Annotated in this window: 13 protein-coding genes; 4 read left to right on the top strand and 9 right to left on the bottom strand. The window is 46.0% G+C overall.

The genetic code is table 11. The features are described 5' to 3' along the window. Positions 1-33 precede the first annotated feature (33 nt). Positions 34-3,624 carry a family 14 glycosylhydrolase gene (locus JOD82_RS03535; protein WP_209947619.1) on the top strand — a complete coding sequence of 1,197 codons (3,591 nt, stop codon included), beginning with the start codon at positions 34-36 and terminating at the stop codon, positions 3,622-3,624. A gap of 181 nt (positions 3,625-3,805) precedes the next feature. Here JOD82_RS03535 and JOD82_RS28990 read toward each other — a convergent pair whose 3' ends face one another. From JOD82_RS28990 to JOD82_RS03500, 8 genes are all read right to left on the bottom strand, one after another. Further along, positions 3,806-3,919, bottom strand: coding sequence for a putative holin-like toxin (locus JOD82_RS28990; RefSeq protein ID WP_016822651.1), 114 nt, complete (start codon positions 3,917-3,919; stop codon positions 3,806-3,808). A 161-nt stretch (positions 3,920-4,080) separates the two neighbouring features. Next, entirely contained in the window at positions 4,081-4,818 is a 738-nt protein-coding gene (locus tag JOD82_RS03530; RefSeq protein ID WP_209947617.1) for an ABC transporter permease, read from the bottom strand. 30 nt (positions 4,819-4,848) lie between these two features. Next, positions 4,849-5,559, bottom strand: a complete 711-nt coding sequence (locus JOD82_RS03525) for an ABC transporter permease (RefSeq protein ID WP_209947615.1) — start codon at positions 5,557-5,559, stop codon at positions 4,849-4,851. Next, positions 5,552-6,478, bottom strand: a complete 927-nt coding sequence (locus JOD82_RS03520) for an ABC transporter ATP-binding protein (RefSeq protein ID WP_069012244.1) — start codon at positions 6,476-6,478, stop codon at positions 5,552-5,554. The genes JOD82_RS03525 and JOD82_RS03520 overlap by 8 nt, the downstream gene beginning before the upstream one ends. Positions 6,479-6,668: 190 nt before the next feature. After that, on the bottom strand, positions 6,669-7,697 hold the full coding sequence (locus tag JOD82_RS03515) for an NADH:flavin oxidoreductase/NADH oxidase (protein WP_029518752.1): 1,029 nt from the start codon (positions 7,695-7,697) through the stop codon (positions 6,669-6,671). A gap of 319 nt (positions 7,698-8,016) precedes the next feature. After that, positions 8,017-9,321, bottom strand: a complete 1,305-nt coding sequence (locus JOD82_RS03510) for an ABC transporter substrate-binding protein (protein WP_029518753.1) — start codon at positions 9,319-9,321, stop codon at positions 8,017-8,019. Positions 9,322-9,427: 106 nt separating this feature from the next. Continuing rightward, positions 9,428-11,074, bottom strand: coding sequence for a response regulator (locus JOD82_RS03505; RefSeq protein ID WP_209947613.1), 1,647 nt, complete (start codon positions 11,072-11,074; stop codon positions 9,428-9,430). Continuing rightward, the gene (locus JOD82_RS03500) at positions 11,067-12,932 is read right to left on the bottom strand and encodes a cache domain-containing sensor histidine kinase (protein WP_209947917.1); all 1,866 of its coding nucleotides are present in this window, start codon (positions 12,930-12,932) and stop codon (positions 11,067-11,069) included. The genes JOD82_RS03505 and JOD82_RS03500 overlap by 8 nt, the downstream gene beginning before the upstream one ends. A 121-nt stretch (positions 12,933-13,053) precedes the next feature. On the opposite strand from JOD82_RS03500, the gene JOD82_RS03495 reads away from it, so the two are divergent. Beyond that, the gene (locus tag JOD82_RS03495) at positions 13,054-13,950 is read left to right on the top strand and encodes a carbohydrate ABC transporter permease (protein WP_029518756.1); all 897 of its coding nucleotides are present in this window, start codon (positions 13,054-13,056) and stop codon (positions 13,948-13,950) included. Beyond that, complete coding sequence (locus tag JOD82_RS03490) at positions 13,950-14,780, top strand: carbohydrate ABC transporter permease (protein ID WP_039271872.1); 831 nt, start codon at positions 13,950-13,952, stop codon at positions 14,778-14,780. Before JOD82_RS03495 ends, JOD82_RS03490 begins: the two co-directional genes overlap by 1 nt. Before the next feature lie 94 nt (positions 14,781-14,874). On the opposite strand, the gene lepB is transcribed toward JOD82_RS03490, so the two are convergent. Further along, positions 14,875-15,495 carry a signal peptidase I gene (gene lepB, locus JOD82_RS03485; RefSeq protein WP_029518758.1) on the bottom strand — a complete coding sequence of 207 codons (621 nt, stop codon included), beginning with the start codon at positions 15,493-15,495 and terminating at the stop codon, positions 14,875-14,877. Positions 15,496-15,826: 331 nt separating this feature from the next. On the opposite strand from lepB, the gene JOD82_RS03480 reads away from it, so the two are divergent. Then, complete coding sequence (locus tag JOD82_RS03480; protein WP_069012247.1) at positions 15,827-17,179, top strand: right-handed parallel beta-helix repeat-containing protein; 1,353 nt, start codon at positions 15,827-15,829, stop codon at positions 17,177-17,179. Positions 17,180-17,274 lie beyond the last annotated feature (95 nt).

The raw sequence follows: 17,274 nt of genomic DNA, 5'->3' as shown, positions 1-17,274 counted from the left end.
GAATTAGACTATGCTTTGGGGAGGATGATCGGTTTGACCTTGTATCGAAGTCTATGGAAAAAAGGGTGTATGCTTCTACTAAGCCTTGTGCTGTCTCTGACCGCCTTCATTGGCTCACCCTCTAATACGGCGAGCGCAGCGGTTGCAGATGATTTTCAAGCTTCCGTTATGGGACCGCTGGCGAAAATCAATGACTGGGGTGCCTTCAAAAAGCAGCTACAAACGTTGAAAAACAATGGCGTGTATGCCATCACTACCGACGTCTGGTGGGGCTATGTGGAGAGCGCAGGAGATAACCAGTTCGATTGGAGCTACTACAAGACCTATGCAAATGCCGTGAAAGAAGCGGGACTGAAGTGGGTTCCTATTATCTCTACGCATAAGTGTGGAGGAAATGTGGGAGATGACTGTAACATCCCACTGCCAAGCTGGCTGCCGAGCAAGGGCAGTGCAGATGAAATGCAATTCAAGGACGAAAGCGGCTATGCCAATAGTGAAGCCCTCTCCCCATTGTGGAGCGGAACCGGTAAACAATATGACGAGCTGTATGCCTCATTCGCTGAAAACTTTGCCGGATATAAAAGTATCATTCCCAAAATTTATTTGAGCGGCGGTCCTTCTGGGGAATTGCGCTATCCGTCCTACTATCCAGCAGCAGGGTGGAGCTACCCGGGACGAGGCAAGTTCCAAGCTTATACTGAAACAGCCAAAAATGCATTCCGCACAGCTATGAATGACAAGTACGGATCATTGGACAAGATTAATGCTGCTTGGGGCACCAAGCTGAGCAGTCTTAGCCAAATCAATCCACCGACCGATGGGGACGGATTTTACACGAACGGCGGATATAATTCCACATATGGAAAGGATTTTCTGTCGTGGTACCAAAGTGTACTTGAGAAGCATCTGGGCGTCATCGGAGCAGCGGCCCACAAAAACTTCGATTCTGTGTTTGGTGTCCGGATCGGGGCCAAAGTTTCCGGTCTGCACTGGCAAATGAACAATCCTGCTATGCCGCACAGCACAGAACAAGCAGGTGGATATTATGATTACAACCGTCTCATTCAGAAATTCAAGGATGCCGATCTAGACTTGACATTTACTTGCCTGGAGATGAGTGACAGTGGCACAGCACCGAATTATTCCTTGCCGTCCACCCTGGTTGATACCGTCTCCTCCATCGCGAATGCCAAGGGTGTTCGCCTGAATGGTGAAAATGCACTCCCGACAGGCGGCAGCGGCTTCCAAAAAATCGAGGAGAAAATCACGAAGTTCGGTTATCACGGGTTTACGTTATTGCGCATCAACAATCTCGTCAACAATGATGGCTCACCAACCGGTGAGTTGAGTGGATTCAAACAATATATCATCAGCAAAGCCAAGCCTGACAATAATGGCGGTACAGGCAATAAAGTAACGATATACTACAAAAAAGGCTTTAACTCACCTTACATTCACTACCGTCCGGCTGGCGGAAGCTGGACTGCAGCGCCAGGTGTGAAAATGCAGGATGCCGAAATTAGCGGCTATGCTAAAATTACCGTCGATATCGGTTCTGCCTCCCAATTGGAAGCCGCTTTTAATGACGGCAATAACAACTGGGACAGCAACAACACCAAAAACTACTCCTTCAGCACGGGCACTTCTACGTACACGCCTGGTAACAGCGGCAATGCGGGAACGATCACATCTGGCGCTCCAGCGGGTACGATTCCCGGGGATGGCGGCGGTACAACTAACAAGGTAACGGTATACTACAAAAAAGGCTTTAACTCGCCTTATATTCACTACCGCCCAGCTAACGGAAACTGGACTGCCGTACCCGGTGTGAAAATGCAGGATGCCGAGATTAGCGGCTATGCCAAAATTACCGTCGATATCGGTTCTGCCTCCCAATTGGAAGCTGCTTTTAATGACGGCAATAACAGTTGGGACAGCAATAACTCGAAGAACTACCTTTTCAGCACTGGAACTTCTACCTACACACCCGGCTTGAACGGGGCTGCAGGATCTATCCGAACGGGGGCACCTTCGGGGGGCGTCCTCAGCGTAGGGGCTTCTACCTACGCAACCGACCTCAACGAAGTGGCAGGAGCTATCCCAACAGAAAAACTTTCGGGTGTATCCTTAAACGTAAGTACTTCTACCTATGCACCCAACTCTAACGGAGTTGAAGTAACTGCTCAAACGGAGGCGCCTTTAGGCGCCTTCACTCCTATAGATCCGGGTACCCTCTCCAAGCCCACTCCCCTTGGCACAGACTGGAGCAAACAAAGTATTTATTTTATCATGACAGACCGTTTCAGCAACGGAGATCCGTCCAACGATAACTACGGTGGCTTCAATTCCAACAACAGCGATCAACGCAAGTGGCATGGTGGCGATTTTCAAGGTATTATTAACAAACTCGACTACATTAAAAATATGGGGTTTACCGCGATCTGGATTACCCCGGTAACGATGCAAAAGAGTGAATACGCTTACCACGGCTATCATACGTATGATTTTTATGCGGTAGACGGGCATCTCGGTACAATGGACAAGTTCAAAGAGCTGGTTGGTAAGGCACATGACAAAAATATCGCTGTGATGCTGGACGTCGTCGTGAATCACACAGGTGATTTCCAACCGGGGAACGGCATCGCCAAGGCCCCTTTTGATAAAACAGATTGGTATCATCATAATGGTGAAATTACAGAGGGGGACTACAACTCTAACAACCAATGGAAAATTGAAAACGGTGATGTGGCTGGACTGGATGACCTAAATCATGAAAACCCCGCTACTGCAAATGAGCTTAAAAACTGGGTCAAATGGCTGCTGAATGAGACAGGCATCGACGGACTGCGGTTGGATACTGCCAAGCATGTACCGAAGGGTTTTCTAAAGGATTTTGACCAAGCCGCCAATACCTTCACCATGGGTGAAATTTTCCATGGCGACCCTGCTTATGTGGGGGATTACACCCGATATCTCGATGCCGCATTGGATTTTCCGATGTATTATACAATCAAGGATGTGTTCGGACACGATCAATCCATGAGAAAAATCAAGGAACGCTACTCCGATGATCGTTACTATCGCGATGCCCAGACCAACGGTGTATTTATTGACAATCATGATGTAAAACGTTTCCTGAATGACGCCTCCGGCAAGCCGGGTGCTAACTATGACAAATGGCCACAGCTCAAAACTGCTTTGGGCTTTACTCTGACATCACGCGGAATTCCAATCATCTACCAAGGTACTGAGCAAGGCTTTAATGGCGGAGATGATCCCGGCAATCGGGAGAATATGGCTTTCAACTCCAACCATGACCTGTATCAGTACATCGCTAAGCTGAACAATGTGCGCAACAACCACCCTGCTCTGCAAAACGGCAGCCAAAAGGAAAAATGGGTGGACGACTCCTTTTACAGTTTTCAGCGCTCTAAAAATGGCGACGAGGCCATTGTATTTATCAACAACTCCTGGAATAGTCAAACCCGCACGATTGGCAACTTCGATAATCTGTCCAACGGAACTCGCCTGACCAACCAATTAGGCAACGATTCCGTTCAGATTAACAACGGTTCGGTTACCGTGACTCTTGCTCCAAAGGAAGTTAAAATTTTCACCAAGTAACGGTCCCATTCGGTTACATTGGTTATTCAGATGTGCTAAAATGAGTTATAGAAGGATATACTAAAAAAAGAGCAAGGATGCTGGTAACATCCCTACTCTTGGCAACAGCCGCTTTGAAGAGCGGTCGGCTGTTCAAAGGCGATCTACAGAAATAGACCGTTTTCCCCTTGAGCAGGGCGGTCTATTTCTTTTTGTTTTGGTTCAACGCAATAACAATCGTAACGATTAGTCCGATCAACGCTATTAATAGCGTGCCGAACATCATCATTAATGTCAGAGCATCCTTAACCTCCACAGGCATCACCTCCCTTCCGGGAGATTAGCCGACCGCCCACCTAAGCCATTCTGTTGTTACTGGAATTATAGCACGTAAATCCGTCCTTAAGCGACAACATTTTACAGATTCATCCAGCCAATCTTATATGGACACTCATCGTCCTTTGCTGCTTACACATTCTACTGTGTCTCTATATGGGTATAGCTTCTTAACGCCAATAAAAGCCCCAGCACAAAAATGAAGCAAATACTGATGATTCCTCCAGGAACATTCGTAAATGTTCTGCCCAGTGTGCCGTGTGGAGAAAACAATAACGGCACGGTCCATGGATAAAAGGTATTTCCAGGTGTATTAACCAAAACAAAATTTAAACACATAACGGTACACATCCCCATAATGGCGGGCACAAATTTTCTCCAGCGAATGGCGAAGAACGTGATGATCGGGATGAGCATAGCGTGCATAATAATCATTTTAGTGAAGATTCCAAGCTGATATATAACGATTTCAAAGGTTAGCGGTCTGTCCGTAATTAACATACCCAATAGCGCAGATAGCGCAAATGCCAACAAAAGGCTAACAGCGATGTACATATAAATAACAAGCAGCTTGCTGAAGTAAAGACGACTCCGGCGAACCGGGCTTGTAAACAGGGCCATATGGGTCCTCTCTTGATATTCTCTCGCATAGATATAGCAAGTCAAAATATAATAGCTCATATACCCAGTTAGGAAATTAATAAGAGTAACAATACTCATAAAATAGTCATTCCAACCATCACGATCTATCGAATACTTGGGACTACCCGTGTAACTATAAAATTCCACCACAATGGTTAATACTAAAATCATTACACTCAACAAAAGAATCTTAGTTCTTTTCAGCTTCAAGCACTCTGCTTTAAACAGGGCAAACATAACAAACCTCCTTTGAAAAGCTCTCTCCATCTAGCCCCTTCTTTGATATGCCCATAGGGATAAAAACAATCCAAGAAGAAAAGTTACTGATAAACTCAACCACGCTATGAGAATATTGACGAATATAATCGCACTTCCTTCATTGGGCGACAAAAGATAGGGTACAATCCACGGATACCATTCACTTTTATACATAAAATTTAAAAATATAACAGTACAAACTACGAGTACAACCACCATAATGCTCTTCCAGCGTATAGCAAAAAAAGAGGCAATTGGGATTAACATCGCATGCATCACACACATTTTGGCAAACACTTGAATTTGGTATACCCAGATAGCCATCGTTAAAGGTCGATTTGTAATAAGCATGCCTAATACTGCAGACAGAAACAGAACGATAAATAGCGACACAATAATAAATCCATAAATAATGATCAATTTACTAAAATAAAATTTTGCCTTGGTGACAGGCGTAGTAAACATAAAGAGGTGCGTGTTTTCCTGGTACTCTCTCGCAAAAATATGACCCGTTAAAATGTAATAACTGACAAATCCGGCTGCAACATTAACGAAAAGAACTATGCCTTCAAAATAGTAGGTCCAACCCCGTTTATCAATTGAATATCGGTAAAAAACGGCGCTTGTTACGAATTCCAGCAACACAACAGCCAGCAATATTATAAAACTCAACAAGAAGGCTTTAGAGCCTTTAAGCTTAATGAGCTCTGCTCTAATCACGTCGCCCACCCTCTCCTGAAATGAGAGTCAAAAAGTACTCCTCTAGCGTCTGCTTTGTGGTGTGTATCTCATAAACTGAAAACTGATGATCTATTAACTGTTTATTTAACGCAGATGTATTTTCAATCGGACTATGAATTCTTAGTTGTTGTGGGGATATCACATTAGATTGAAGCTGCTTCATGTGCTCTTGCAGAAATGCTTGCACTGCTTCTGCATCGTCTACCTTTACATCTGTATATTGCTCAAAGCCTTCCTCTAACCGGCTCAAACGATCTTCCGCTAACAGTTTTCCATTATGTATAATCCCGATGTGTGTAGCTAACTGCTGAATTTCGCTCAAGATGTGGCTGGAAATAAGAATTGTTTTCCCGTCTTCCTCGCACAACCGCTTCAATAGCTGACGAATTTCCTTAATTCCAGATGGGTCCAGTCCGTTTGTTGGCTCATCCAATATGAGCAACTCAGGGTCATGAACAAGCGCCCTCGCAATCCCCAATCTTTGCTTCATCCCTAGGGAAAAATCTTTGAACTTCTTTTTACCGGTATGCTCTAAGCCTACCGTGGTTAAGGTACGTTCTATTCTTCCATCATCCTTCATTCCCATGTACTTACAGCATATTCTCAGATTATCACGCGCACTCAGGTTTTCGTATAAACCTGGTGTTTCAATAATCGTTCCAATTTTGGAAAAGATAGATGGATAATTCGTCTCCAACCGCTCGCCAAATAAAAAAACCTCCCCACTTGTAGGCTCAATCAGCCTCATCAGCATGCGGATGGTCGTTGTTTTGCCAGCCCCATTCTCACCGAGGAAACCGTAGATACTGCCACGCTCCACGTGTAAGGAAATATCGTCTACAGCTACCGACATCCCGAACTGTTTGCGGAGGCCCTTCGTTTCAATAACATACTGCATTTCTTTCATCCTCCTATACACACCAAATATAATTATTATACAGATTGAATCATCCACAAAATGTAAAAACCATCACATTTATTCATTTGCCAATCATTATCCCGATAAAAACAAAACAGGCACCTGACGAAGCGTACACTTCGTTGCAGGTGCCTTGTTTATATATAAACAACGTGGGATTACTTAGGCCTCAGTAGCCACGTTGATATTGTTCAGGTATGGAAGGCTTCTCGCCGCGCAGTGCCACCGCTGCATGAGTAGCCCAATATGGATCACGCAGCAATCCGCGTCCCACAGCGACCAGATCGGCATCCTCATTGCCGATAACAGACTGCGCCAAGGCCGGTTCATCCAGTGCGCCAACGGCGATGACTGGGATGTTCAGCGCCTCGCGGATTTGGCGAGCAAACGGCACTTGATAGCCCGGATAGTTGCCTGGCTTTCTGGCGCCTGCCGGTCCTTCTCCGCCCGAGCTGACATGGATCACGTCTACGCCTGCAGCCTGATATGCTCGGCTCAGCTCAATAGCATGATCCACATCGTATCCACCATCTACATATTCCACCGCGCTGATGCGGAAGATTAACGGCATACCCGCAGGCATTTCCTTGCGCACAGCCTGAATGACTTCAACGCCGAAAAGGGATAGCTCCTGACCATACACGTCATCACGCTTGTTTGTAACCGGCGAATGGAATTGGTGAATCAAGTAACCATGTGCACCGTGAAGCTCAATCGTATCCACGCCCGCTTGAACCGCACGCCGGGCGGCGTCTGCGAATTTTTGTACCATGCCACGGACTTCCTCTGTGGTCAGTGCGCGCGGCTGCTTATAACTCGCATCCGGGTATGCGATGGCCGAGGGAGCGACCGGCTCTGCTGCATCCTCAGCTTTACGGCCCGCGTGAGCAATCTGAATGCCTACCTTGGACCCGTGCGCATGAATACCGTCAACCAGCTTCTTATAAGCCGGAATATGTTCATCTGACCAAAGGCCCAGATCATAATCGGTAATTCGTCCATCCGGTTCCACGTCCGTCATTTCTATAATAATCAGCCCCGTGCCTCCAATTGCTCGGCTTAGGTAGTGAACATGATGCCAATCATTCGGAATCCCATCCTTGGCTGTGACCGAGTATTGGCACATCGGTGCCATGACCACACGATTCTTTAACTCCAAATTTTTGATTGTATACGGTGTAAACAACGAAGTCTTCAAAACGCTCATCTCCTTTTTCATCTCTACCACATAACTAAAAATGCGTTCCAAATTACACGGTCTATTATAAGCACAATCGGCACAGTCCAAACGAAATAAAGAGATTCCCCAACCGGGGCCTCCCTCGTATTTGCACCGTGCAGTCATTATGTATATCGTAAGGTTGTAGATGTATTGCACACAATCTATTATCCACAACCTAATAACTTTTTGCAAGTAAATATTTAAATATTATTAAATATTTTTTTGTTCACACTCTCTCGACCTCCTAACTCTAACACAAAAAGACGCCCTTACGGACGCCTCTGCGAAACCAGTTTTATTGTGCTGAACCTAATTGCACCCATGCCTTCTCAATCTCTGCAACCGCCTGATCCTTGTTCATGTTACCACTGATATAAGCCTGCATCAGCTCGCCAAATTTTTGATGGAATGTATCCAAGGAGTAGTTAACAGACAGATCACCGGACTTCGACGTTTTCAAAATGCTTTCCATTTCCTTAGGCATTTCCAGATCAGGAAGCGGTGCATCCTTAATTGGAGGAATCACCTTCGCTACCTGGGAGAACCAGTTCTTACCGTATTCCGAAGTGTACAGCCAGTTGAAGAATTCAATTGTTTCCTTCGATACTTCGGAATCCTTATTGATACGCAGCGCCTGATCTGCACCGGTAATGATGACCGATTGATCCGCTTTGTCACTCACCGGATATCCCATGATGCCAATCTTGAGATCAGGGTTAATTTTCTTGATCGCTTCCTCATCCCACGCACCTTTACCCGTCATAAATGCAGCTTTTCCAGATGCAAAATCACTTACTCCCGCATTGCTGTCCCGTTCCAGCGGCTTATCTGTGCCATGTTTCACCGTCAAATCAATGAAGCTAAAGAAGTTGTTGTACAGCACTGGGTAGTCCTTGATTTTTGCTTTACCTGCGATAAAATCACTAACGAGCTGCTTCGACTCCACGCCTGCATCCTGTGCAGCAGCATCTACATAGTGCATGAAGATGTGCTTCCATACCCACCACTCTTTATATGCGTTGGCAAATGGAGTAATGCCCTTCGCCTCCAGCTTGGTGACCGCGTCCTGCATTTCTGCAATCGTCTTTGGCGGGGAGGTTATCCCAGCTTTGGTAAGCAAATCTTTGTTGTAAATCAACGAAAACAGGTTCCCCTTCACCGGGAGTCCGAGCACTTTGCCGTCACTGGAACTCATATTCGCTCGAACAGCATCCGTCATGGCTGCTGCTAGCGGCTCATTGGTCAGATCGGCGCTATAATCCGCATACGTGTCGATGTCGCCTCCTGCCGTCGTTTGGAATACATCCGGTGTACTACCTGAAGCTATTTTCGACTTCAGAATCGTGTTGTAGTCTGCCTGCATGATCTCCAAATTGATCTTCACGTTAGGTTTGACCTTCTTATACTCCTCGATATACGCGTTAAAGGCATCGGTATACTCCGGTGAGGCTGTGAACATATTTATTGTAACCGTTTTCAAATCTTTTTTGCCGCCAGCACTTTCTTTCGACGCATCCGTGCCGCCGCTGCTTCCACATCCGCTCAACAAACCGACCGTCAAAAGCAAACTGCCGGATAACGCCATCATCTTCTTTAACATGGATACTCCCCCATTTGTTTGTGATCAACGTCCATGCGATCATTCTAAAAAATATACTCCAATTTAAAAAGGCAGATTAGTGAAGCATTAAGGGTAAAAAAGTGGTTTATTGCAAGCTCACACGATACTCAGACGGTGACACCTGATAATAATTACGAAAAGCCTTACTGAAATAATTTTTATCCTTGTAGCCGAGCATATCCGAAATTTCCTGTATTTTCAGGCTGGAATCGCCCAGCAGCTCCTTCGCCTTGTCCATCCTAACCTTCTGTACATATTCGTGAATACCGTAACCAAACTGCTGCTTAAACAGCTTCATCAAGTATTCCCGACTCAAAAAATAGGTTTCAGCAAAGAACGAAATTTTAATATCCTCAAAATAATAACGGTCGATGTGCCTTTTGATGTCTGTTATGTCAAAGGGCTGGTTCCCCGCTTGAGCATGTTGGACCCCAGCAATGTAAAGCTCCAGCATCCGATTCAATCTCTGACCGTAGTGAACAAAGCTCGTAAAATCAGCAGACAAATCGCTTTCCCCCATGTGCTCCGGTTCTTCCAAAGCTCCATCTTGATTCAACGCTGATGTAGACGCACCCAACTCAATCGCTGCCTCTTTCAGTAGAAAATGGAACTCCCGCATCAATCGATCAGCATCTTGTAAACGGAAAACAGGACCTGTTGCCAATTGTTTCAGCAGATCACCCAGCAGTACCTTTGCCCGGTTTGCCTGACCTGTCTGAGCATCCTTTTGGATCGACAACAGTTGCTCCGTCCATGACATTTCCTCTGACGCAGCCATTTGCCGGGGCACCGTATGGAGAATAGATTCCCCTTCCAGCTTCAATACATCCGTGCTGTGAATGAGCGTTTTGGCATCCCTATAGGCAGAAGCCAGCTCCACTACGTCTGTACAGAGCTTGCCCACTCCGGCCGCTACTACCATACTGAACAGCCCATGCAGGTTCACAACCGCCTTCTGTGCCACTTGTGCCAGTAGGAGGGACATATGTTCTTCATGTCCTGGGGCCAGGGTACAGATCGAAATGACCTCGCGCTCCCGTCGCGGATGGGGGAAGCTAAAACAACTCAACCGTTCATCTGATGTCTGCGCTAATACATTCGTTACAGCAAAATCCATCAGATCGACATCGCCATGAAAACGTGTCCTGCGGATCACATCCCTGTTGAGCAGCCGCAGCACGATCACCCCAAAGCGATTCCCCGGCTGATCCGCTCCGATTAATGGGAGCAACGCCGTATTGGCCTGCTTTTTAAAGCTACCGTCCAAAATGGACAAATACAGCTTCTCTTTCAGCTTCGGCAGTGACATATTCAGCGTAATGTTCTGGCTAATGGACTTGTTTTTGCTTTGCTCTCGGCTTTCCAGAATGTCCACTGCTTTGCGCAGTGCCTGGTTCAGATCCTGACGATTGATAGGCTTGAGCAGATAATCCACCACCCGGGATTGAATCGCCTGCCGTGTAAATTCAAAGTCGTTGTAGCCGCTAATGACAATCGTCAACAGATGGGGATATGCCTTCTCGATGGCACGGAGAAATTCGATACCGTTCAGCTCAGGCATTTTCATATCGACCATCACCACATCTATAGGGTGCTGACCCAGCAGCTCCAGTCCCAATCTTCCATTCGTCGCTTCATAAATATGTTCGATCCCCAGACGGTCCCAGTCCCCGATAATACGAATGGCTTCGCGCAACGGCTCTTCATCGTCAATAATCAATACGTTATACATGACTACTTCCTCCCCGGGGAATTTGCATTCTCATTTCCGTTCCCGTTTCATCCGTAAGGATGAATAATCCTGCCTGATCTCCATACAAAAGCTTCAACCGTGTGTTCAGATTTTTCAAACCAATATGCTCACTCTCCCGTTCTTCCCATTTTTCATGGAATGAATCCAGCACCAGTCTCAGCTTGTCCTCTGAAAATCCAGGCCCGTTGTCCCTGACTGCAATTGTGGCATTTGCATCTGTAGAACTCGAATCGGCTGAAATGACGATCAGAATATCGCTTGATACTTTTTCCAACGCATGCTTGATAGCGTTTTCCACCAACGTCTGCACAGATAACCTTGGAATCGGCAGCTCCATCAGCATTTCCTCCCATACCACTTCGACCCGCAGTCTCACCCCGAATCTTGCTTTTTGCAGACCTATATATCGTTCAATATGCTTGAGCTCCTCGCGGGCAGCTACGATATCCTTGCCGTTGATGGAATACCGTAACGTTTGGGCCAACGCATCCACCATATCCGCCATATCGAACATCTCCCGCTTTAATGCCTGTGTGGATATGGCTTGCAGGGCATTGTACAGAAAATGAGGATTAATTTCAGCCTCCAACGCCTTGAGTATGGCGTTCTTTTCGACCAGCTTCATGCGATAGCGCTCATTAATAAGCTCTTCGGTTCTTTGAACCATTTCGTTAAAATGCAGCGACAAATATGCAATCTCGTCATGTCCCTTCACAGGAGCTGTTGCTCCAAAATCTCCGGTGCTAAACCGCTTCATCTGGGTGGACAGCTTATGTAAAGGTCGGGTAATGGCGTTCGAGGTCAGTGTCACTAATATAATAGACACGCCTAAAAATAAAGCCCCGATGGCATAGCTCCAATTCCGTGTTGTCGTAGCTGCTTCATAAATCTGGCGGTATGGGATGGGCTTAATGAGCTGCCACCCATCTTTTTCGCCAGCATCATAGACGACCAAATACTCCTGATTGCCACTGCGATCAGACCACGTTACTCGCCCGCTTCCTCCCTTGCCGATCTGTGCCAACACTCCGGAATCACGCATCCGCTCATATAGCGGAAAGCTGTTCACATAAAAGGGAACCCCTTTAGGGCTCATTAGCATCAATTGGTCCCCTTTGCCCAGTGGAATGTTCTGCATGATTTCATCCACGGTGCTCGTATTGTAATAAAAGGACAGCACCGCCTGCGGGTGACGGGATGCAATCGACCTCAACACTCGATGGTATGCCATAAAGCTGGCTTGTGGCGCCACATAGCCCATATCAGAGCGGGACCCCACAAAGGATTGAAATGATTCGTTCGTGGTACTGGCCATCGCCTCTTTATACCAAGGAAGCTTGGGAATATCTGTATTTATTCCTTTGCGCACCGTAATGTTATACGTCTCCCTGGTCACCACATAGTATTGATGTCGGTCCGCCACGTACAGATAGATCGCTTCCAGATCGGTACGCGAATAAAACATGCTGCGCAAGTAATTCTCAATGACCATTCTCGAAGCATAGTCCCAGTTCTCATTGGCAATCGCGTTCATAATATCGTTGTAACGTAGCTGCGGAAGAGCCAACTGCTGCATTCCCTCCAAGTAATCCTCCAAATTCTGATTGACCAGCAACAGATTATTGGTCGTGCTGGCGATGCTATGGTTAACCGACTCCTTTTCAATCATCTGATAGGAAATAATTGTGAGTGAGCCCACCACCAGAATAATCACCGAGGTAAAAAGTAGAATGAGCTTGTTCACTAATTTTTGCGTGATTCTCCTCCACATAGAGCGAAGAAACGTTCTTACACGCTCTGACATCATGATAATCGCCCCTTTTGAAAGCGTACACATTTTTACCCTCAACTGTTTTCTTAAATCCATTGGTCCGGCCCTAGAGCTATCCTATACTTTCATTATATCTTAAACAGCTTGGAACGTAAGAGCGGAAAATGTTGAGAAAAAGAGGTGCGTTATGCTGAAAAAAAGGGGAACCCGGGGCGACAAGGGCAGTAAACTGGAATTCGGTTTATTCACACTGCCCGTAATCTTGTGCATTACGATTGCATTTTATATTCCGTTTTTGATGACGATACGCTATTCCCTGACCAAGTGGAACGGCATATCCAAACATCCGAAATTTGTAGGTCTGGATAACTTCAAGCAAATCTTGCTTGGAGACGCCAATTTTGCACATGCAGCCTGGTTTACCGTCAAGTATGCCATCCTGTACATTGTATTGGTGAATGTGCTGGCCATTTTGCTGGCGCTCGTTCTCGATATGAAGTTGAAAAGCTCAGCTTGGTTGCGAGCGGCCTTCTTTATCCCTTATATCCTCAGTCTTGTAATTGTTGGATTCATATGGAAATTTATCTTCATGCAAGGCTTTGAGTCATTGGGTCACAGTACAGGCTGGGGCATCTTCCAGCTCAGTTGGCTGGGTGAGGAAGGGCTCGCGTTTGTTTCCATTTTGGCGGTATCGATCTGGCAATCCATTGGCTTTTACATGGTCATTTATATTGCAGGCTTGCAATCTGTGCCAGAGGATCTAAAAGAAGCTGCCATTGTCGATGGCGCGGGGCCGATTCGGAGATTTTTCAGTATTATTCTACCGATGCTTGCACCTTCCATTACGATCTCAGTCTTCATGGCACTGACCAACTCAATCAAAGTGTTTGACGTCATTTTATCTCTGACCGGCGGTGGGCCGGGAGGTACGACATACAGCATTGCGTATGATATTTACCGGGACACGTTCCAGAACAATCTGTATGGCTACGGAACAGCCAAAGCATTGATTTTATTCGTTGCAGTCCTGATCATTACGATTATTCAATTGTCTATTTTCAAACGCAGGGAGGTTGAAGCCTGATGCAACGCAGCCGTACGGGACGTATTTTGCTAGAAGCGGGCATGATTGTATTATCACTGTTATTTTTGTACCCGCTGTTTCTCGCCATTAACAATTCGTTCAAAAGCTTCGCCGAGGTCATGACCGACGTCATTGCCCTGCCTAAGCAGCTTTCGCTGGATAATTACGTATATGTATGGAAATTCATTGACTATCCACGCCTATTTCTGAATAACACCATTATTACCGTCGTCGGACTGGCAGGTATCGTACTGATATCTTCCATCGCGGCCTACAAGCTGGCAAGAACCAAGAGCAAATGGAGCTCCGTGATTTACATGCTGTGCATTATGCCGATGCTGATCCCGTTTCAGTCCATCATGCTCACTGTCTTGCGACTAGCGAAAGACTTAAATCTGGCAGACAGCACTTGGGGACTTGGCTTGCTGTATTGGGGCTTCGGCGCTCCGCTGGCCGTGTTTATCTATCACGGCTTTGTGAAGGGCATTCCGGTCGAGATTGACGAAAGCGCCAAAATCGATGGGGCCTCGGGCTTCCGGCTTTTCTTTTCCGTAATTTTCCCCTTGCTGAAATCAGTCACCGCCACCATTGTCATTATCGACGTGATGTGGATTTGGAACGATTTTCTGCTTCCGTTACTCATGGTTAACGGCTCGCCCAGCACTAAGACACTGACGCTGGCCGCCTATACCTTCGTCGGACAGTACACATCCGACTGGCAATACGCCATGACCGCGATGGTAATGGCTGTGCTGCCTTCGATTATCGTATTTATTTTTCTGCAAAAATACATTGTCAAAGGCGTTGTTGCCGGAGCCGTCAAAGGCTGATTCAACTACACCCTTACAGATGACCCAAAGAGGACTTGCGTAAACTTTACGCAAGTCCTCTTGTCTTCGTGATGTCCATGCCTGTACTCTGGCCTTATTTATGCTTAACCCATTGCGCGCTATCCACCGGCCAAAAAATCACATCCGCACGGCCAACAATATCTTTAATAGAAACAAAGCCAATAGCACGACTATCCCTACTATTATTGCGGTGGTCGCCCATCACAAAAATATACCCCTCAGGTACCTTGGAATCGGTTATGGTTCCATTTGGAAAGTCCACATTGTTATATAGTTCTCCCTTGGCGTGCGCATCCTGAATAGCTCCCTGAATGTATGACTCCTCTACTTTCTTACCGTTCACATAAAGATTGTCGCCTTGATACCGAATCGTATCGCCAGCCACCCCAATAACACGCTTAATAAAGTCTCTTTGTTCCTTTCTCACATGGAATACAACAACCTCACTCGGCTTGGGATCACGAAAATCGTAAATCACCTTGTTCACGACTACTCGTTCATCTGTCTTGAAATTCGGTTCCATGGACGCTCCCTCAACAATAAATGGCGCAAATAATAGCCAACGTATAATGAACACGAGCACAATGGCTACAATAATGGCCTTAAGCCAATCGATCATCTCCTTTTTCACTCTTGGCTGCTTTTCCTGCAATTGTTCGACAGTTGAATCTGTCAAATGATTTCCACTCTCCATGCGCTAAAACCACCCTTTCCCACAGTCTTCATTCCTATTATATGTATAATGTTTAAGTATAATCAAATTTTCCCAGTCTGACAAAAGTGCATTTTTAGTTGAAACAAAAGTGTGAACTTTTTTTCACAACATTAAAAAAACAGTAAAAAACTGTTGATGCAAACGTTAACATATATTACACTGTGCATATACTTCATAGAGCGTATTAGACATAGGTTAGATCAATCTGTCACCCCAGGAGGTGTCCTGTTTTTACTGGTAAGACAGCATGAGCCACTTTTATATATGCTATCTTCTTTTAAAATAAGAACTCAAATGAGGAGGAATTTACATGTTTAAACGGAATGATCGTCCAAAAAACGGATTTAACGCTCTAAGACTCAGTGTTTCTTTTGTTTTCGCCTCTTCTTGTATTATTGGAACCGCTTACGCAGATACGTTACCCAACGACACCCCTTCTTCCGCACTCACAGAAGAGGCAGTTAGTACAACTGACTCAACCACCGTCTCCACAACGTTAGCGGCAGGAGATTTGTATGTGGCGCCAAATGGTAACGTGTCCAATCTGGGCACCATATCTAGTCCTACCACACTCGAAGCAGCTCTTACACAAATTGCTCCTGGTAAAACCATTTACCTGCGCGGTGGCAACTACACCTACTCCTCAACGATTACAATTCAGCGTGAAAATAGCGGCAATAACGGCTCACTCAAAGGGTTGGTCGCTTACGGTAGTGAAAAGCCGGTACTTGATTTCTCTGCTCAAGCCTTTGGTTCAGCCAATCGTGGACTTCAGCTTAACGGAGACTTTTGGCTGGTAAAGGGCCTTGAAGTAAAGGGTGCCGGAGATAATGGTATCTATATCGGCGGTAGCAATAACCGAATCGAAAACGTGGAAACCCACCACAACCGGGATACTGGACTTCAGCTTGGGCGTTACTCTCCTAACGCTTCCACTAGTGAGTGGCCTTCGAATAATTTGATTTTGAATTCTTACTCTCATGATAACGCTGATCCCGATAATGGTGAGGATGCCGATGGCTTCGCGGCCAAATTGACTGTAGGATCAGGCAATGTGTTTGATAACTGCTTGGCTGCGTACAACGTAGACGATGGTTGGGATTTGTATAGCAAAACAGAAACAGGCCCTATCGGTGAGGTAACCATCTTGAACAGTGTGGCCCACCACAACGGGCAGACCGCAGATGGAACGTCTACCGCGAACAGCGACGGCAATGGCTTTAAGCTGGGTGGAGACAAAATCAAAGTCAACCATATTGTGAAAAACAGTATTGCTTTCCAGAACAAAAAACACGGCTTCACCTACAATAGCAACCCCGGCAGCATTACGTTGACCAATAATACCTCGTGGGACAATGGACAAAGTAATTTTGCTTTTGACAAGGGTGATCACGTGTTCATTAACAATCTTTCCTTTGAGGGAAGCGCCAGTGACAAAACAAGCGGTACAGATCAAGACAACTCTAGCGTTTGGTGGAAAAACAAAAAATCGACGAATGCCAAAGGTCTGGTAGTCAGTGCAGACGACTTTGTTAGTCTCACGCCTTCTATCACTCGAGGTGCAGACGGTTCCATCCAGCTAGGTGATTTCCTTAAGCTGGCCAAAGGGAGCGATCTGATCGGCTCGGGTACTCCGAGCGGAAAAAATATAGGGGCACGTTAAAAGCCCAGCTTAATCAGGACGCCCTGGCCCATCTACCAACTTAGACAATTCTGCATAATATAGCGACCGGTGATTGTCCTCATAACCAGACAAAA

The organism is Paenibacillus sp. 1182 (assembly GCF_017833915.1).
GTDB lineage: Bacteria > Bacillota > Bacilli > Paenibacillales > Paenibacillaceae > Paenibacillus > Paenibacillus polymyxa_D.
Note: the sequence above shows the minus strand (reverse complement) of the source record. Positions and strands in the feature narration are given on the sequence as shown.